Raw genomic sequence first — 18,796 nt, forward strand, 5'->3', positions numbered from 1 at the left:
CTGAAAACATTCAGTCTTTATCGATCCGGCTGGCAACGGCGCCCTGCTGATCGCGATACTTTGCATCCTGACGACGATTGTAAGGTCGCGCAGCCGGACCGGAAAGCGGTTCGAAACTCAACGCGCCAATTGGCATGCCAGGGCGCAGGGCCAGCGGTAATTTTCCGGAGTTGTAAAATTCCAGTACGATGCACCCTGACCAGCCCGGATCGATACGGTGTGCGGTAACGTGTACCATCAGTCCCAGACGCGCTAATGAAGAACGACCATCTAACCAACCGACGAGATCGGAAGGCAACGTCACGGATTCGAACGTCACCGCCAGCGCAAGCTCCCCCGGATGCAGGAAAAATGCCTCGCCGTCCTTAAGGACGATTTCATCGCTCATCACGCGATCCAGCGCAGCGCTGACTTCATCTTTCGGTCCACTCAAATCGATATACGCCGCCGTATGACCGCGGAACGTACGGAATTTGTTACCAAGACGCACATCTACCGTGGCGCCATTGATTCGCTCGACAGGAGGGCGTGGAGTGATCGACAGGCGACCTTCATCCAACCAGGCTTCAATATCTCGGTCACATAAACGCATGGCACTTTCTCCTTTCGTGCTTCAACCCCTTAATGCCAGGCGCGTTAAGGGTGAGCCAGGTTATCACTGAACGGTACACAATTCGCTGAACTTATTCAAAGAACTGACTGATTTTAGCCTTCAGAATATCGATGGCGATGCGGTTTTTACCCCCGCGCGGCACGATGATGTCGGCGTATTGTTTTGAAGGCTCAATAAATTGCAGGAACATTGGACGTACGGTTTTTTGGTATTGCGCCATCACCGAATCCATGGAACGGCCACGCTCGTTCACGTCCCGTTTAATACGGCGCATCAGGCATATATCCAGCGGCGTATCAACAAAAATAGAGAAGTTCATCTCGTCACGCAAACGCGCGTCTGTCAGCAGCAGAATGCCTTCCAGGATGATCACTTTCTTGGGTTCGATATGAATAGTGTCTTGCGTGCGTGTATGCTCAACATAACTGTAAACGGGTAGTTCAATGGCACTTCCGCGTTTAAGCGTCTGCAGATGTTGAAACAGCAGGCTGTGATCCATCGCGTTCGGATGGTCGTAGTTGGTTTTTACACGTTCTTCCATCGACAGATGGCTTTGATCTTTGTAATAGCTGTCTTCGGGAATAACGCCAATATGTTCGTCACCGACTTGTTCACGTAATTCGCGGTAAAGCGTGCTGGCAATAAGACTCTTGCCGGAAGCCGATGCGCCGGCGATGCCGATAATGACGCACTGATGGGACTGATCAGTCATAAATTTAGCGACCTGATTAACCTGGATGTTAAGGAAGGGCGGCGTCGAAACGCCAAACGCGGCAATTATAGGGATTTCAGCGGCGCGATGCCAGTCCAGCCTGCGCCAATGCTTTCCTTGTCGCAAATTAAAATGATCAGTTTTAAAGCAGGTGCTAAATTTATCTATCAGCCTTAGGAATTAATAGCTTGAGAGTGTTAATTTATGCGCAGCTGGCGTATAAATTGTAAATTATTTGTACTAGCATAATCGCAGATTAAACAAGATGTATCCGGCATATCTCCCGGACAACATCGGCTATTTGGGTAGAGTGGTAATGAGTAAACAATCCCAACATGTTTTAGTTACCTTACCTCATCCTCTACTGCGCATGGCCAGTTTAGGTCTGGTGGCTTTCATTTTTACGCTATTCTCACTGGAACTGTCACGTTTCGGCGCGCAGCTGGCGCCGCTTTGGTTCCCAACGTCAATCATGATGGTGGCTTTTTACCGTCATGCGGGAAAGATGTGGCCGGGAATTGCGCTGGCTTGTTCATTTGGTAATATCGGCGCGTCCTTACTCTTCTTCCCCGGTGAATCGCTTAGCTTCACCTATACGGCTATCAACATTATTGAGGCTGTCGTTGGCGCAATGCTATTGCGTAAACTGCTGCCCTGGTACAACCCCTTACAAAATCTCAACGACTGGGCGCGCCTGGCTTTTGGCAGCGCCGTGGTTCCTCCCGTGTTGGGCGGCTTGCTACTGTGGTTATTGCTGCCAAAGGAAACCTCGTTAAATACCTTTCTTATCTGGGTGCTGTCAGAGTCCATAGGCGCGCTGGCGCTGGTGCCGTTAGGTTTGCTGTTTAAGCCCCATTATCTGCTCCGCCACCGCGACCCACGGTTACTGCTTGAAACCGTCATCACACTTCTGGTGACCTTGACGCTCAGTTGGCTGTCCATGATGTATCTTCCATGGCCTTTTACCTGCGTTATCGTCCTGTTGATGTGGAGCGCTGTTCGTCTGCCGCGAATGGAGGCATTTTTAATTTTCCTCAGCACCGTAATGATGGTCTCGATGATGTTGGCCGCCGCCCCTTCGCTGCTCTACATCCCAAAACCCAACTTGACGACCAGCCTGCCTTGGCTGCCGTTTTTGATGATCCTGCTGCCGGCCAATATGATGACGATGGTGATGTACGCGTTTCGGGCCGAACGCAAACATATCTCTGAAAGCGAATCGCGCTTTCGCAATGCCATGGAATATTCCGCGATTGGTATGGCGCTGGTGGGGACCGAGGGGCAATGGCTCCAGGCGAATAAAGCGTTGTGCCAGTTTCTGGGCTACAGCCAGGATGAGCTACGTTCGCTAACCTTCCAGCAATTAACCTGGCCGGAAGATCTGAATAATGATCTCGAGCAGTTAGATATGCTGGCGCGCGGGGAAATCAACAGCTACTCCATGGAAAAACGCTATTACACGCGCTCCGGTGATGTCGTCTGGGCCTTGCTGGCCGTTTCATTGGTGCGTAATAGCGACAATACCCCACTCTACTTTATTGCGCAGGTTGAGGATATTAACGATCTGAAGCATACCGAGTGGATTAATAAACGGTTGATGGAGCGCATTACCCTCGCCAATGAAGCCGGGGGAATTGGCATCTGGGAATGGGAGCTGCAGCCTGACGTAATCAGTTGGGATAAGCGCATGTTTGATCTCTATGAAGTCCCTGCGCATATCAAACCCAGTTGGCAAGTCTGGTATGACTGCGTTGTGCCCGAAGATCGTGAACATGCTAAAAATGTCATTCGTGATTCGCTGGCCGCACGGGCCCCCTTTAAGCTCGAGTTTCGTATTGCGGTCAAAGATGGCGTGCGGCACATCCGCTCACTGGCAAACCGGGTACTGAATAAAGATGGTGAAGTTGAACGCTTCCTTGGCATCAATATGGATATGACCGAGGTGAAGCAGCTTAACGAAGCGTTGTATCAGGAAAAAGAACGTCTGCACATTACGCTGGATTCGATTGGCGAAGCAGTGATTTGTATTGATGTCGATATGAACGTGACCTTTATGAATCCGGTCGCAGAGAAGATGAGCGGCTGGCAGCAGGAAAGCGCCATCGGTATTCCACTGCTGACGGTACTCCGTATTACTTTCGGCGACAACGGACCGCTGATGGAGAATATCTACAGCGCTGACATGTCGCGTACGGCCATCGAGCAGGAAGTCGTTCTGCATTGTCGCAACGGCAACAGTTATGACATTCAGTACAGCATCACCCCCCTCAGCACACTCGATGGCGGCAGCATTGGCTCGGTGCTGGTGATTCAGGATGTCACCGAGTCACGTAAAATGCTGCGCCAGCTTAGCTACAGCGCCTCGCATGACGATCTGACGCAGTTGGCAAACCGGGTCAGCTTCGAAAATCATCTAAAACAGTTACTGCATACGGTTCACGACACGCACCAACGTCATGCATTGGTTTTTATCGATCTCGATCGTTTTAAAGCCGTAAACGATAGTGCCGGTCACGCCGCAGGCGATGCCCTGCTACGCGAACTCTCTTCACTGATGCTCAGCATGCTGCGTTCCAGCGATATGCTGGCGCGCCTTGGCGGTGACGAGTTTGGTCTGTTGCTGCCGGATTGTAATATCGAAAGCGCCCGCTTTATCTCAGGTCGCATCATCAGCGCCATCAACGATTACCACTTCATGTGGGATGGACGCTTGCACCGTATTGGCGCCAGTGCGGGAATTACGCTAATTGATGAAAAAAACCATGTCGCGAGCGACGTCATGTCCCAGGCGGATATAGCCTGTTATGCGGCGAAGAACAGTGGACGTGGGCGAGTCTGCGTTTATGAACCCCAGCAAAGCGAGGCCCATGCGGCGCGAAGCCAACTGTCATTGGATGAACAAAGACACACCATTACGCACAATCCAATGTTAATCATCGCCAGGGGCGTGGCCTCCCCGCGGATACCAGAGACGTTTAGCTTCTGGCTGCTCTCACTACGCTTAGGGACAGCTGAAGGGGAAATTATTGAAGAGCACGCTTTCCGTGCCGGGCTGGTCGATTCTACATTGAATCAGGCGCTTGACCGCCGGGTATTTACCGAGTTCTTCCAGAGCGCAGCCCCGGCCGTCGCCAGTAAGGGACTCAGCATTGCCCTGCCCCTTTCCGCCGCCGGATTGCTGAATACAGAACTTGTTGACGAACTGCTGGGGCAACTGCAAAGAAGTCCGTTACCACCACGACTGCTGCACCTGACCGTTCCGTCTAACGTGATAAAAACAAACCCAACGCAGGCTATATCCACACTACATCGACTGCGACAGTGCGGATGCCGAATTATTTTAAGTCATGTCGGTCGCGATTTAGATCTTTTTGACAACCTGAAGTATCACATGGTTGATTACCTTCTACTCGACAGCGAGCTAAGCGCCAGTGTCCACGGTAACTTGATTGACGAAATGTGGGTGTCCATTATCCAGGGCCATGCTCAGCGTCTGGACATTAAAACCATCGCTGGTCCGGTGCAGTTGCCGCTAATAATGGATGCGCTTTCTGGCATCGGGATTGATATGATTTATGGCGATATCATTGCCGACGCCCAACCGCTGGATCTGCTACTGAATACCAGTCATTTCGCCATCAACTGACGGCTGCCAGCCATCCGTATACCAGATATGTAATAACGCATAGGAGCGCCAGGGCTTCCAGCGCTCTGCATACCGCCGAATCTGGGCGGGCGTCATGCCGGCAAAACGTTGTTTAATCAGATAGTCATCCGGCAGAAAAACATCTTTCGCCTGCCAGCCGCGCAGCGCAAAGTAGTTGGCGGTCCAGCGCCCTATTCCGGGGAACGTTTGCAGATGTTTGACGCCTTGCTCGATATCGGCAGGCGCTTGTGTCGCAAGCGTTCCATCCAGCGTCGCGCGAGCCAGATAAATTAACGCTTCAGCGCGTTTGAGCGGCATCCCTAACGCTTTCAGGTGTAATGGATCGGCATCAGCGAGCGCTTCAGGGGTAGGAAAACACACATACTCTGGCGCATCCTCCAGCGTGTCCCCATAAGTATGCGCCACTTTCGCCGTCAGTTTCGCCGCCATAGCTACGCTGACTAACTGCCCTAAAATCGCCCGTACTCCTTGTTCAAACGCATCAACACTGCCCGGCAAACGCAGTCCCGGACGCGCTGCCCCAAGGCTTCCCAGCGCGCTGACGATTTGCTGCGGGCAACAGGTAAGATCGAATAAGCGCGTCATTTTAGCCAGACACTCTGCGGCAACCGGCTGTAGCCCCGGACTCAACGTCACGTGTAGTTGATGGGTGTGTAGATCCGGTATCACGCGCACCAGACCACGATGATTCCCGACGGTCAGGCTTCTGGCATAACGCAGATCCCCCACGGTTTCTACCCCTTCCACCGCACGGGCGGCCAGGAACCCCAGCATCCAGGGCCAGTCATAAGGCGGTTGCCAACTCAGCGTGAACATTGCGTTTTCCTTTTCAAGCAAACCTACAGCATAAACGGTATTCAAACGATACGCCTTGCTTTCATATTCCAGTTGTCGGGACGTCGACATTTCGTTAAAGTCACGCCCCTTCTTCACTGGCATGGGGATTTTTACGGTGTTTATTGGTTTTGACTACGGTACGGCAAACTGTTCAGTGGCCGTTATGCAAGACGGGCAGCCACACTTGCTCAAAATGGAAAACAACAGCACGCTTCTGCCCTCAATGCTGTGTGCGCCAACGCGCGAAGCGGTCAGCGAATGGCTGTATCGCCATCACGACGTGCCAACCACGGATGACGAAACGCAGGCGCTGCTGCGTCGTGCGATGCGCTATAACCGCGAAGAAGATATTGAGGTGAATGCCAACAGCGTGCAGTTCGGTCTGGCTTCACTGGGTCACTATATTGACGATCCGGAAGAGGTGTACTTCGTTAAATCACCAAAATCCTTTCTCGGTGCCAGCGGTCTGAAACCGCAGCAGGTTGCGCTGTTTGAGGATCTGGTCTGCGCCATGATGCTACATATTCGTAATCAGGCACAAAGCCAGTTGCCGGAAGCCATCACCCAGGCCGTTATTGGTCGCCCAATCAACTTCCAGGGTTTAGGCGGCGATGACGCTAATGCTCAGGCGCAGGGGATTCTTGAACGTGCGGCAAAACGCGCTGGTTTTCAGGATGTTGTTTTTCAATACGAACCGGTAGCGGCTGGCCTGGATTACGAAGCCACGCTACAGGAAGAAAAACGCGTATTGGTCGTGGACATTGGCGGGGGGACGACCGACTGTTCATTGTTGCTGATGGGACCGCAATGGCATCAACGCGGCGATCGCGAAAACAGCCTGCTGGGGCACAGCGGCTGCCGCGTAGGCGGGAACGATCTGGACATTGCGCTGGCATTTAAACACTTGATGCCGCTCCTCGGCATGGGTGGAGAAACGGAAAAAGGCATCGCCTTACCTATTCTGCCCTGGTGGAACGCGGTCGCGATTAACGATGTCCCCGCGCAAAGTGAGTTCTACAGTAGCGCCAACGGACGCTTACTGAACGATCTTGTGCGCGACGCCCGGGAAGCCGATAAAGTCGCCCTGTTGCTCAAAGTCTGGCGCGAGCGTCTGAGCTACCGCCTGGTACGCAGCGCAGAAGAGAGCAAAATCGCACTCTCCGACCAGAACATCGTTACGGCGGCGATACCGTTTATCAGTGAAACGCTGGCCACCGATATCAGCCAACACGGACTGGAAGCCGCGCTCAATCAGCCCCTGGTGCGCATTCTCGAGCAGGTTCAACTGGCGCTGGAAAACGCGCAGGAAAAACCGGACGTGATTTACCTGACCGGCGGCAGCGCGCGTTCGCCGTTGATCAAAAAAGCTCTCGCAGAGCAGCTTCCGGGGATCCCAATTGCCGGTGGCGATGATTTCGGTTCCGTCACCGCCGGACTGGCCCGCTGGGCTGAGGTTGTTTTCCGCTAAGCCGCTCGCATGCTGAAAAGGACGTGTATTGACATCACCTTAGCTGTAGCTTATTTTCAGGAGTGAGGGTTAGGGAAGGTCTCCCCTCCCCCTGGTGTCTTAGTAAGCCGGTAAGCTAATCACTAAGAGTATCACCAGTATGATGACGTACTTCATCATAACCCTTTCCTTATTTTGGCCCCTTCCTCGGGAGGGGTTTTCCCGTTCCAGCGTCCCGCTGAAATCTCTGGCTTACCTCCTTTTTGCCTTGAACGCACTCTAACGCACTATTTCTTGTTCGCCGTTTTCACCGCTTAATGTTGCTTAATACCTCGCAAAGCCGCGTCAGCATTCAGACGAATCCCGACAGTGTTTCATAATTCCTCCATTTTTCTCCCTTGTTCGCTGGCTAAACTAGTATCATTCCGCGAATCGTTTCAGGATGAGAAACTCATAACAATGAAAGGCAGTAACAAATCCCGCCGGGTGATAGCAATTGTGATCGTCGTGGCCGCCATCGCCGCATTCTGGTTCTGGCAAAGCCGCAGTGAACCCCAGGGAACCGCACCAGGCGCGACCAAACCAGCACAGCACTCGCCAGGGGCTGGGCGTCGTGGTATGCGTTCCGGGCCGTTGGCTCCCGTTCAGGCTGCCACCGCCACCGAGGAAGCCGTTCCACGTTATCTGACGGGGCTAGGCACCATTACTGCCGCCAATACCGCTACGGTGCGAAGCCGGGTAGATGGCCAGCTCATCGCGTTACACTTCGAGGAAGGGCAACAGGTAAAAGCTGGCGACCTGCTGGCAGAGATAGACCCCAGCCAGTTTAAAGTTGCTCTGGCTCAGGCGCAGGGGCAACTGGCAAAAGATAAAGCCACGCTGGCGAATGCCCGTCGCGACCTTGCGCGTTATCAGCAGTTGGTAAAAACCAATCTGGTCTCCCGCCAGGAGCTGGATGCCCAACAGGCGCTGGTAAATGAAACGTTAGGGACAATCAAAGCGGATGAAGCCAGCGTCGCCAGCGCCCAATTGCAGCTCGACTGGAGCCGTATAACTGCCCCTGTCGATGGTCGGGTCGGTTTGAAGCAGGTGGATGTTGGCAACCAGATTTCCAGCAGCGATACCACCGGTATCGTCGTCATTACACAAACCCACCCTATCGACCTGATATTTACCTTACCTGAAAACGACATCGCCACCGTGTTACGGGCGCAAAAATCGGGAAACCCGCTGAAAGTCGAAGCCTGGGACCGTACTAATTCGCAAAAACTGAGCGAAGGCGTCCTGCTGAGTCTCGACAATCAGATCGACACGAGTACCGGAACCATCAAAGTTAAGGCCCGGTTTAACAATCAGGATGATGCCTTATTCCCGAACCAGTTCGTTAACGCCCGCATGCTGGTCGATACGGAACAAAATGCCGTAGTCATCCCTACGGCCGCCCTGCAAATGGGTAATGAAGGTCACTTTGTCTGGGTGCTGAACAGCGACAATAAGGTGAGTAAACACCTGGTGAAACCGGGTATCCAGGATAGCCAGAAAGTGGTGATTACCGCCGGGCTGTCCGCAGGAGATCGCGTGGTGACCGACGGTATTGACCGCCTGACGGAAGGGGCAAAAGTTGAAGTCGTGGAGGGGCAAGACGCCTCAGTGGCAGACGAGAAAACTGCGCCGCGCGGCTACGGCAAAAAAGGAGCTAACTCCTGATGCAGGTGTTACCACCCGGCAACTCAGGCGGCCCATCGCGCCTGTTTATTCTGCGCCCCGTCGCCACCACGCTGCTGATGGTCGCCATTTTGTTAGCCGGTATTATCGGTTATCGTTTCTTGCCGATCGCCGCCTTACCGGAAGTGGATTACCCCACGATTCAGGTCGTAACGCTCTACCCCGGCGCCAGCCCGGACGTCATGACCTCGGCAGTGACCGCGCCGCTTGAACGTCAGTTTGGACAGATGTCCGGCTTAAAACAGATGTCATCGCAAAGTTCCGGCGGCGCCTCGGTCGTGACATTGCAGTTTCAACTGACGCTCCCGCTGGATGTCGCCGAGCAGGAAGTACAGGCTGCAATTAACGCCGCGACCAATTTATTACCGGGCGATCTGCCCAACCCGCCGGTTTACAGCAAGGTAAACCCGGCGGATCCACCAATCATGACGCTGGCTGTCACCTCCAGCGCCATGCCGATGACGCAAGTTGAAGATATGGTCGAAACCCGCGTCGCACAGAAAATCTCTCAGGTTTCCGGCGTGGGTCTGGTAACGCTTTCCGGTGGGCAACGTCCGGCCGTCCGCGTCAAGCTTAATGCGCAGGCCATTGCCGCGCTCGGTCTGACCAGCGAAACCATCCGTACGGCAATTACCGGCGCTAACGTCAACTCGGCCAAAGGCAGTCTTGATGGCCCAACGCGCGCCGTCACCCTCTCAGCTAACGACCAGATGCAGTCTGCAGATGAATATCGTCAGCTGATTATTGCCTATAAAAACGGTGCGCCGGTACGTCTGGGCGATGTCGCGACCGTGGAGCAAGGGGCAGAAAATAGCTGGCTGGGCGCATGGGCCAATAAGCAACAAGCCATTGTGATGAATGTTCAGCGCCAGCCTGGGGCAAACATCATTTCCACTGCTGACAGCATCCGCCAAATGCTGCCGCAGCTCACTGAAAGCCTGCCTAAATCAGTAAAAGTCAGCGTGCTTTCGGATCGTACAACCAATATTCGTGCATCCGTAGCTGATACCCAGTTTGAGCTGATGCTGGCGATTGCGCTGGTTGTTATGATTATCTACCTGTTTCTGCGCAATATCCCGGCGACGATTATACCCGCGGTCGCCGTTCCGCTGTCGCTAATCGGCACCTTTGCGGTCATGGTATTTCTTGATTTCTCTATCAATAACCTGACCTTAATGGCGCTAACCATCGCCACCGGTTTTGTGGTGGATGACGCCATCGTGGTGATTGAGAACATTTCACGTTATATCGAAAAAGGCGAAAAACCGCTGACCGCCGCCCTGAAAGGTGCGGGCGAGATTGGTTTTACCATCATCTCTCTGACATTTTCGCTGATCGCCGTGCTGATCCCACTGTTGTTTATGGGCGATATTGTCGGGCGATTGTTCCGCGAGTTTGCCGTAACACTGGCCGTGGCGATCCTGATTTCTGCCGTGGTGTCGCTCACCCTTACGCCGATGATGTGCGCCCGCATGCTCAGCCAGGCATCGTTACGTAAACAGAACCGCTTCTCTCGCGCTTCGGAACGGATGTTTGATCGCGTCATCGCCGGGTACGGCCACTGGCTGGCAAAGGTGCTCAACCATCCGTGGCTGACGCTCAGCGTGGCGCTTGGCACGCTGGCGCTGAGCGTCATGCTGTGGATCTTTATTCCAAAAGGATTCTTCCCGATACAGGATAACGGCATCATTCAGGGCACGCTGCAGGCGCCGCAGTCCAGTTCGTTTGCCAGCATGGCCCAGCGTCAGCGTCAGGTTTCAGATGTCATCCTGCAAGATCCGGCGGTTGAGAGCCTGACCGCTTTTGTTGGCGTGGACGGCACCAATCCGGCATTAAACAGCGCACGTATGCAAATCAACCTTAAGCCACTGGATGAACGCGACGATCGCGTGCAGAAAGTGATCGCGCGGTTACAAGAGGCAGTAAACAACGTTCCCGGCGTCGACCTCTATCTTCAGCCTACGCAGGACCTGACGATTGATACTCAGGTCAGCCGGACGCAATATCAATTCACGCTGCAAGCAACCTCCCTGGATGCGCTCAGTACCTGGGTTCCCCAACTGTTGGAAAAGCTACAACAGCTTCCGCAGGTGTCTGATGTCAGCAGTGACTGGCAGGACAAAGGGCTGGTAGCCTATGTGAACGTCAATCGCGACAGCGCCAGCCGTTTAGGTATCAGCATGGCGGATGTCGATAACGCCCTGTACAACGCCTTCGGCCAGCGTCTGATTTCAACCATCTATACGCAGGCAAACCAGTATCGCGTCGTGTTAGAACATGACACCAACACGACGCCAGGGCTTGCGGCCATGGACACTGTTCGTCTGACCAGTAGCGACGGCGGCGTGGTGCCGCTCAGCGCTATCGCCAGCATTGAACAGCGTTTTGCCCCGCTGTCGATTAACCATCTCGATCAGTTCCCGGTGACAACCATCTCGTTCAATGTGCCAGACGACTATTCATTGGGCGATGCGGTACAGGCGATTCTGGATGCCGAAAAAACGCTTAACCTGCCAGCGAACATTACCACCCAGTTCCAGGGCAGTACGTTGGCCTTCCAGGCCGCGTTGGGCAACACTATCTGGCTAATTGTGGCAGCGGTTGTCGCGATGTATATCGTACTCGGCGTGCTGTATGAAAGCTTTATTCACCCGATTACCATTCTCTCCACGCTGCCCACGGCAGGCGTTGGCGCACTGTTGGCGTTAATGATTGCCGGCAGCGAACTGGACGTCATTGCGATTATCGGCATTATTTTGCTCATCGGTATCGTCAAGAAAAACGCCATCATGATGATCGACTTTGCCCTGGCCGCAGAGCGCGAACAGGGTATGGCGCCGCGTGAAGCTATTTTCCAGGCCTGCCTGCTGCGTTTTCGCCCGATCCTGATGACCACGCTGGCGGCGCTGCTGGGCGCGTTGCCCCTGATGTTAAGTACCGGTGTGGGTGCTGAATTACGCCGTCCATTAGGGATTGGTATGGTCGGTGGTCTGCTGTTAAGCCAGGTATTAACGCTGTTCACCACCCCGGTGATTTATCTGCTGTTTGATCGTTTGTCGCTGTATGTGAAAAGCCGTTTCCCACGTCAGGAAGAGGAAGCGTAAATGAAATTTTTCGCGCTTTTCATTCATCGTCCGGTGGCGACTATTCTCATTTCTGTGGCCATCACTCTGTGCGGCATACTGGGCTTTCGTCTGCTGCCGGTGGCCCCGCTTCCGCAGGTGGATTTCCCGGTGATTATGGTTAGCGCCTCATTACCCGGCGCATCTCCTGAAACGATGGCCTCCTCCGTCGCCACCCCGCTGGAGCGCTCTCTGGGCCGCATCGCGGGCGTGAATGAAATGACCTCAAGCAGTTCGCTTGGCAGCACACGCATTATTCTCGAATTTAATTTCGACCGTGACATCAACGGCGCTGCGCGAGACGTTCAGGCCGCGATTAACGCCGCACAAAGCCTGCTACCAAGCGGAATGCCCAGTCGCCCAACGTACCGCAAAGCCAACCCTTCCGACGCGCCGATAATGATCCTGACGCTCACTTCTGATACGTATTCTCAGGGTGAGTTGTACGATTTCGCCTCGACCCAACTGGCGCAAACCATCGCGCAAATCGATGGCGTCGGTGACGTGGATGTGGGAGGCAGTTCTCTGCCCGCCGTGCGTGTAGGACTCAACCCGCAAGCGTTGTTTAACCAGGGAGTCTCACTCGACGACGTGCGTAGCGCAATTGATAACGCCAACGTGCGTAAGCCGCAGGGAGCTATCGAGAGTGAAACCCATCGTTGGCAGGTACAAACCAACGATGAGCTGAAAACGGCAGCCGAATACCAACCCATTATCATCCACTACAATAACGGCGCTGCGGTGAGGTTAGGTGACGTTGCGTCGGTGAGCGACTCGGTGCAGGACGTGCGCAATGCGGGGATGACCAATGCCAAACCGGCCATCCTGCTGATGATCCGCAAACTACCGGAAGCCAATATCATTCAGACGGTAGACAGCATCCGGGCCAAACTACCGGAGTTACAAGCCCTGGTCCCGGCCGCCATCGACCTGCAAATTGCCCAGGACCGCTCTCCGACCATTCGCGCCTCGCTGGAGGAAGTTGAACAGACGCTGATTATCTCTGTGGCGCTGGTCATCCTGGTGGTCTTTGTCTTTCTGCGTTCCGGACGCGCAACACTTATCCCCGCCGTCGCGGTTCCGGTCTCGCTAATCGGCACATTTGCCGCCATGTATTTGTGCGGATTCAGCCTGAACAACCTGTCGTTAATGGCGCTAACCATTGCCACGGGTTTTGTCGTCGATGACGCCATCGTGGTACTGGAAAATATTGCCCGCCATCTGGAAGCCGGAATGAAACCACTTCAGGCAGCGTTACAAGGCACGCGCGAAGTCGGTTTTACGGTGCTCTCCATGAGCCTGTCACTGGTGGCAGTGTTTCTGCCGCTGCTGCTGATGGGCGGCCTGCCGGGGCGGCTGTTACGCGAATTTGCCGTCACGCTGTCGGTTGCCATCGGCATTTCCCTGCTGGTGTCGCTGACATTAACGCCAATGATGTGCGGCTGGATGCTTAAATCCAGCGCCCCGCGCGCGCAGACGCGTAAGCGGGGATTTGGTCGCGTGTTGGTAGCGCTGCAACAGAGTTACGGCACATCGCTTAAATGGGTACTGCGCCATACGCGCCTGGTGGGCGTGGTATTACTCGGTACCATTGCGCTGAATATTTGGCTCTACATCTCCATCCCGAAAACCTTCTTCCCTGAGCAGGATACAGGCGTATTGATGGGTGGGATCCAGGCTGACCAAAGCATCTCTTTCCAGGCGATGCGCGGCAAACTGCAGGACTTTATGCAGATCATCCGCGACGATCCGGCGGTGAATAACGTCACTGGCTTCACCGGCGGTTCCCGGGTCAATAGCGGGATGATGTTTATTACCCTCAAGCCACGCGATGAACGCCGTGAAAGCGCGCAACAGGTGATCGACCGCCTGCGCGTCGCGCTGGCAAAAGAGCCGGGCGCGAATCTGTTTCTGATGGCAGTGCAGGATATTCGCGTCGGCGGACGACAGGCCAACGCCAGCTATCAGTACACATTGCTGTCCGACGACCTGGCGGCGCTGCGTGAATGGGAACCTAAAATTCGTAAGGCGTTAGCCGCCCTGCCCCAACTGGCGGACGTCAATTCCGATCAGCAGGACAATGGCGCGGAGATGAATCTGATTTACGATCGCGACACCATGTCCCGTCTGGGAATCGATGTTGCCGCCGCCAACAGCCTATTGAATAACGCTTTCGGACAACGACAGATTTCGACAATTTATCAACCGATGAACCAGTACAAAGTCGTGATGGAGGTCGATCGACGTTACACCCAGGATATTAGCGCGCTGGACAAAATGTTCGTCATCAACAATGACGGTAAGGCGATCCCGTTATCGTACTTTGCCAAATGGCAACCGGCGAATGCCCCGCTGTCGGTGAATCATCAGGGCTTGTCCGCCGCGTCAACGGTGTCGTTTAACCTGCCGACGGGCTCTTCACTTTCTGAAGCGACAGAGGCCATCAACAGGACGATGACCCAGCTTGGCGTGCCCTCAACGGTTCGCGGTAGTTTTGCTGGTACCGCGCAGGTCTTTCAGGACACCATGAACTCGCAGGTGATCCTGATTATCGCGGCCATCGCAACGGTCTACATCGTGTTAGGTATGCTGTATGAAAGTTATGTTCACCCTCTGACTATTCTTTCCACACTGCCTTCAGCGGGCGTCGGGGCGTTACTGGCACTGGAGCTATTCAATGCCCCGTTCAGCCTAATCGCCCTGATAGGGATCATGCTATTAATTGGTATTGTGAAGAAAAACGCCATCATGATGGTCGATTTTGCGTTGGAAGCGCAGAGAAACGGTAAGTTGCAACCGGAGGAAGCCATTTTCCAGGCCTGCCTGTTACGCTTTCGCCCAATAATGATGACCACGCTGGCTGCGCTGTTTGGCGCGCTGCCGCTGGTGTTATCCGCAGGTGATGGCTCCGAACTGCGCCAGCCATTAGGGATCACCATCGTCGGCGGGCTGGTAGTGAGTCAACTCCTGACGCTGTACACCACGCCCGTGGTGTATCTCTTTTTCGACCGTCTGCGTCTGCGTTTTTCGCGTAAAAATAGCAAACCGGTAGCCGAGTTATGACAGAACTTCCCGACAGCACCCGCTGGCAACTTTGGATTGTGGCATTTGGCTTTTTTATGCAGTCGCTGGATACCACCATCGTCAATACCGCGCTTCCTTCGATGGCCGCCAGCCTCGGAGAAAGCCCGTTACATATGCATATGGTCATTGTGTCGTATGTATTAACCGTTGCCGTAATGCTGCCTGCCAGCGGATGGCTGGCCGATAAAGTTGGCGTGCGCAATATCTTCTTCACCGCCATCATCCTGTTTACGCTTGGCTCGCTGTTTTGCGCCTGGTCCGGCACGCTCAACGAGCTGGTGATGGCGCGCGTCTTACAAGGCGTTGGCGGCGCGATGATGGTGCCGGTTGGCAGGCTAACGGTGATGAAAATCGTCCCGCGTGAGCAATATATGGCGGCGATGACGTTTGTCACGTTACCCGGTCAGATTGGCCCATTGCTGGGTCCGGCGTTAGGCGGCGTTCTGGTTGAGTATGCCTCCTGGCACTGGATATTTTTGCTGAACATTCCGGTTGGTATTGTCGGCGCGATAGCAACGTTAATGCTGATGCCCAACTACACGATGCAAACGCGACGCTTTGATCTTTCGGGATTCGCGATGCTGGCGGTCGGCATGGCGGTGCTAACGGTGGCGCTCGATGGCAGTAAAGGAACCGGCATCTCCGGTATTACGCTGGCAGCGCTGGTTATCTGCGGGGTGTTGGCTATTGCGCTGTATCTGAAACACGCCCATCGTAATCCACGCGCGCTGTTTAGTTTGAATCTGTTTCACACACCAACCTTCTCGTTAGGTCTGCTCGGCAGTTTTGCCGGACGCATCGGCAGCGGTATGCTGCCGTTTATGACGCCGGTGTTTTTACAGATTGGCCTCGGTTTTTCACCTTTTCATGCCGGGCTGATGATGGTCCCGATGGTGCTCGGCAGTATGAGCATGAAGCGCATTGTGGTACAGGTCGTTAACCGCTTTGGCTACCGTCGCGTACTGGTCGCCACAACGCTTGGCCTGTCGCTGGTCAGCCTGTTGCTGATGACCACCGCGCTGCTCGGCTGGTATTACGCCCTGCCCTTGGTGCTGTTCTTACAGGGAATGGTCAACTCAACGCGTTTTTCGTCCATGAATACCCTTACGCTGAAAGACCTGCCAGACGATCTCGCCAGCAGCGGCAACAGTCTGCTGTCGATGATCATGCAATTGTCGATGAGTATCGGGGTGACTATCGCTGGCCTGTTGCTAGGTATGTTTGGCCAGCAGCATATCGCTGTCGACAGCGGCAGTACGCATACCGTCTTTATGTATACCTGGCTGTGCATTGCATTCATTATTGCGCTGCCCGCCATTATTTTTGCCCGCGTGCCGAACGACACGCAAACTAACGCGGTGATCTCACGGCGCAGAAGGAGCACCTGATGAAGTTCTGGCGGCCCGGTATTACCGGCAAACTGTTTCTGGCGATTTTCGCCACCTGCATCGTGTTGCTGATCAGTATGCACTGGGCCGTACGCATTAGCTTCGAACGGGGTTTTATTGACTATATCAAACACGGTAACGAGCAGCGTCTGCAAATGCTCAGCGACGCGTTGAGCGAGCAGTATGAGCAGCATGGCAACTGGCGGTTCTTACGCAATAACGATCGTTTTGTTTTTCAGATCCTGCGCTCATTTGAACACGACAACGACGATGATAAACCCGGTCCCGGCATGCCGCCGCACGGCTGGCGTACCCAATTTTGGGTTGTTGATCAAAACGCTCGCGTGTTGGTCGGCCCGCGCGCTCCGGTCCCTCACGACGGTATGCGCCATCCTATCCGCGTCAACGGTCGCGAAGTGGGCGCCGTGATTGCCTCTCCCGTAGAGCGCTTAACGCGAAATACGGATATCAATTTCGACATGCAGCAAAGACGCTCCAGTTGGCTTATCGTCGCACTCTCCACAATTCTGGCGGCGCTGGCAACGTTTACGCTGGCGCGCAGCCTGTTGGCCCCGGTCAAGCGACTGGTGGAAGGCACGCATAAACTGGCGGCAGGCGATTTCACCACCCGCGTTGCGCCGACCAGTACCGATGAGCTGGGCAAACTGGCGCAAGACTTCAACCAGCTTGCCAGTACACTGGAAAAAAACCAGCAGATGCGGCGTGACTTTATGGCCGATATTTCTCACGAACTGCGTACGCCGTTGGCGGTGCTACGCGGCGAGCTGGAAGCCATTCAGGATGGCGTACGCCAGTTTACCCCTGACTCCATTACCTCTTTACAGGCAGAAGTCGCAACGCTCACCAAACTGGTGGACGATCTTCATCAACTCTCCATGTCCGATGAAGGCGCGCTGGCCTATCAGAAAACATCGCTGGATCTTATTCCCCTGCTGGAAGTGGCAAGCGGTGCATTTCGTGAACGCTTTGCCAGTCGTGGATTGACGATACAACTTTCTCTCCCGGACAGCATGACGGTATTTGGCGACAGAGATCGTCTGATGCAATTATTCAACAATCTGCTGGAAAACAGCCTGCGCTATACCGACAGCGGCGGCGGGCTGCATATCAGCGCCGAACAACGTGAACGAATGGTGTTATTAACCTTCGCGGATTCCGCTCCCGGCGTGAGTGAAGAGCAGTTGCAGAAGCTGTTTGAACGGTTTTATCGCACCGAAGGGTCGCGTAACCGCGCCAGCGGAGGTTCCGGCTTGGGGCTGGCGATTTGCGTCAATATCGTCCAGGCGCATAATGGTCTGATCCGCGCCGCCCATTCGCCTTTTGGCGGGGTTAGCATTACAGTAGAGCTACCGCTCGAACGCGATTTACAGAGAGATGTATGACAGAGTTACCCATTGATGAAAACACGCCGCGTATTCTGATCGTGGAAGACGAACCCAAGCTGGGACAACTGCTTATCGACTATCTGCGGGCGGCAAGCTACGCGCCTACGCTCATCAGCCATGGCGATCTGGTTCTGCCTTACGTACGTCAAACGCCGCCCGATCTGATCTTGTTGGATCTGATGCTGCCCGGCACCGATGGCCTGACCCTGTGTCGGGAAATTCGGCGTTTCTCTGAAGTTCCCATCATGATGGTAACCGCAAAAATCGAAGAGATTGATCGCCTGCTGGGACTGGAGATTGGTGCGGATGATTATATTTGTAAACCCTACAGCCCGCGCGAAGTCGTCGCTCGCGTGAAAACGATCCTGCGTCGTTGTAAACCTCAGCGCGAACTGCAACAAATGGATGCAGACAGCCCGCTGATTGTCGACGAAAGTCGTTTTCAGGCGTCATGGCGGGGGAAAATGCTCGACTTAACGCCCGCGGAATTCCGCTTACTCAAAACGCTGTCACATGAGCCGGGAAAAGTGTTCTCCCGCGAGCAGTTGCTCAACCATCTGTATGACGATTACCGCGTCGTTACCGATCGAACCATCGACAGCCATATTAAGAACCTGCGACGCAAGCTGGAATCGCTGGATGCGGAGCAGTCATTTATCCGCGCGGTGTATGGCGTAGGGTATCGCTGGGAAGCCGATGCGTGCCGAATTGCGTAATCAGCGATAGTCCAAATGATATCGGGTAAGGCGAAGCGACCACCAGCACAATGACTTTACCTGCCCGCCCCTCAGCGCT

Annotated in this window: 13 protein-coding genes; 9 read left to right on the forward strand and 4 right to left on the reverse strand. The window is 54.4% G+C overall.

The annotated features are described in order from the left end of the window. Positions 1–10: 10 nt before the first annotated feature. Together dcd and udk are read right to left on the reverse strand one after the other, a co-directional pair. Positions 11–592 (reverse strand): dCTP deaminase, encoded by a 582-nt coding sequence (gene dcd, locus OOJ59_RS05825; protein WP_003834269.1) that lies wholly within the window; start codon positions 590–592, stop codon positions 11–13. Between the two features lie 91 nt (positions 593–683). Continuing rightward, a complete protein-coding gene (udk, locus tag OOJ59_RS05830; protein WP_003036776.1) occupies positions 684–1,325 on the reverse strand; it encodes a uridine kinase in 642 nt (213 codons plus the stop codon). Here udk and OOJ59_RS05835 point away from each other — a divergent pair. Together OOJ59_RS05835 and OOJ59_RS05840 are read left to right on the forward strand one after the other, a co-directional pair. Beyond that, positions 1,308–1,502, forward strand: a complete 195-nt coding sequence (locus OOJ59_RS05835) for a hypothetical protein (RefSeq protein WP_038641809.1) — start codon at positions 1,308–1,310, stop codon at positions 1,500–1,502. The genes udk and OOJ59_RS05835 overlap by 18 nt on opposite strands. A 139-nt stretch (positions 1,503–1,641) precedes the next feature. Further along, the gene (locus OOJ59_RS05840) at positions 1,642–4,971 is read left to right on the forward strand and encodes a diguanylate cyclase (protein ID WP_137347114.1); all 3,330 of its coding nucleotides are present in this window, start codon (positions 1,642–1,644) and stop codon (positions 4,969–4,971) included. Here OOJ59_RS05840 and alkA read toward each other — a convergent pair. Continuing rightward, on the reverse strand, positions 4,939–5,808 hold the full coding sequence (alkA, locus tag OOJ59_RS05845; RefSeq protein WP_137347136.1) for a DNA-3-methyladenine glycosylase 2: 870 nt from the start codon (positions 5,806–5,808) through the stop codon (positions 4,939–4,941). The two genes, OOJ59_RS05840 and alkA, sit on opposite strands and share 33 nt — an antisense overlap. A 136-nt stretch (positions 5,809–5,944) precedes the next feature. Here alkA and yegD point away from each other — a divergent pair, with 136 nt between their 5' ends. Then, positions 5,945–7,297 (forward strand): molecular chaperone, encoded by a 1,353-nt coding sequence (gene yegD, locus OOJ59_RS05850; RefSeq protein ID WP_137347115.1) that lies wholly within the window; start codon positions 5,945–5,947, stop codon positions 7,295–7,297. 99 nt (positions 7,298–7,396) lie between these two features. On the opposite strand, the gene OOJ59_RS05855 is transcribed toward yegD, so the two are convergent. Next, a complete protein-coding gene (locus tag OOJ59_RS05855) occupies positions 7,397–7,456 on the reverse strand; it encodes a type I toxin-antitoxin system Ibs family toxin (RefSeq protein WP_106672390.1) in 60 nt (19 codons plus the stop codon). 279 nt (positions 7,457–7,735) lie between these two features. Between OOJ59_RS05855 and OOJ59_RS05860 the strand changes: the two genes are divergently transcribed. The 6 genes from OOJ59_RS05860 to baeR are packed head-to-tail and all read left to right on the forward strand — an operon-like array spanning position 7,736 to position 18,717. Then, the gene (locus OOJ59_RS05860) at positions 7,736–8,983 is read left to right on the forward strand and encodes an MdtA/MuxA family multidrug efflux RND transporter periplasmic adaptor subunit (protein WP_160956061.1); all 1,248 of its coding nucleotides are present in this window, start codon (positions 7,736–7,738) and stop codon (positions 8,981–8,983) included. Next, positions 8,983–12,105, forward strand: a complete 3,123-nt coding sequence (locus OOJ59_RS05865) for an MdtB/MuxB family multidrug efflux RND transporter permease subunit (protein WP_085047915.1) — start codon at positions 8,983–8,985, stop codon at positions 12,103–12,105. The genes OOJ59_RS05860 and OOJ59_RS05865 overlap by 1 nt, the downstream gene beginning before the upstream one ends. Further along, positions 12,106–15,186: a multidrug efflux RND transporter permease subunit MdtC gene (mdtC, locus tag OOJ59_RS05870; protein ID WP_038641823.1), complete on the forward strand. Its 3,081-nt coding sequence runs from the start codon at positions 12,106–12,108 to the stop codon at positions 15,184–15,186. It begins immediately after the preceding gene. Continuing rightward, complete coding sequence (locus OOJ59_RS05875; protein ID WP_137347118.1) at positions 15,183–16,595, forward strand: MFS transporter; 1,413 nt, start codon at positions 15,183–15,185, stop codon at positions 16,593–16,595. Before mdtC ends, OOJ59_RS05875 begins: the two co-directional genes overlap by 4 nt. Next, the gene (gene baeS, locus OOJ59_RS05880) at positions 16,595–17,998 is read left to right on the forward strand and encodes a two-component system sensor histidine kinase BaeS (RefSeq protein ID WP_159120963.1); all 1,404 of its coding nucleotides are present in this window, start codon (positions 16,595–16,597) and stop codon (positions 17,996–17,998) included. Before OOJ59_RS05875 ends, baeS begins: the two co-directional genes overlap by 1 nt. Further along, positions 17,995–18,717, forward strand: coding sequence for a two-component system response regulator BaeR (gene baeR / locus OOJ59_RS05885; protein WP_038641831.1), 723 nt, complete (start codon positions 17,995–17,997; stop codon positions 18,715–18,717). Before baeS ends, baeR begins: the two co-directional genes overlap by 4 nt. The last annotated feature ends 79 nt before the right edge of the window (positions 18,718–18,796 follow it).

The organism is Citrobacter sp. W9 (assembly GCF_026719375.1).
Taxonomy (GTDB): Bacteria; Pseudomonadota; Gammaproteobacteria; order Enterobacterales; family Enterobacteriaceae; genus Citrobacter; species Citrobacter werkmanii.

What these genes read in the sequence shown, in the direction of transcription:
- OOJ59_RS05840 (WP_137347114.1), top strand. Translation starts at nt 1,642, where the DNA reads ATGAGTAAACAATCCCAACATGTTTTAGTTACCTTACCTCATCCTCTA.
- baeS (WP_159120963.1), top strand. Translation starts at nt 16,595, where the DNA reads ATGAAGTTCTGGCGGCCCGGTATTACCGGCAAACTGTTTCTGGCGATT.
- OOJ59_RS05860 (WP_160956061.1), top strand. Translation starts at nt 7,736, where the DNA reads ATGAAAGGCAGTAACAAATCCCGCCGGGTGATAGCAATTGTGATCGTC.
- OOJ59_RS05865 (WP_085047915.1), top strand. Translation starts at nt 8,983, where the DNA reads ATGCAGGTGTTACCACCCGGCAACTCAGGCGGCCCATCGCGCCTGTTT.
- OOJ59_RS05875 (WP_137347118.1), top strand. Translation starts at nt 15,183, where the DNA reads ATGACAGAACTTCCCGACAGCACCCGCTGGCAACTTTGGATTGTGGCA.
- dcd (WP_003834269.1), bottom strand. Translation starts at nt 592, where the DNA reads ATGCGTTTATGTGACCGAGATATTGAAGCCTGGTTGGATGAAGGTCGC.
- mdtC (WP_038641823.1), top strand. Translation starts at nt 12,106, where the DNA reads ATGAAATTTTTCGCGCTTTTCATTCATCGTCCGGTGGCGACTATTCTC.
- udk (WP_003036776.1), bottom strand. Translation starts at nt 1,325, where the DNA reads ATGACTGATCAGTCCCATCAGTGCGTCATTATCGGCATCGCCGGCGCA.
- OOJ59_RS05835 (WP_038641809.1), top strand. Translation starts at nt 1,308, where the DNA reads ATGGGACTGATCAGTCATAAATTTAGCGACCTGATTAACCTGGATGTT.
- alkA (WP_137347136.1), bottom strand. Translation starts at nt 5,808, where the DNA reads ATGTTCACGCTGAGTTGGCAACCGCCTTATGACTGGCCCTGGATGCTG.
- baeR (WP_038641831.1), top strand. Translation starts at nt 17,995, where the DNA reads ATGACAGAGTTACCCATTGATGAAAACACGCCGCGTATTCTGATCGTG.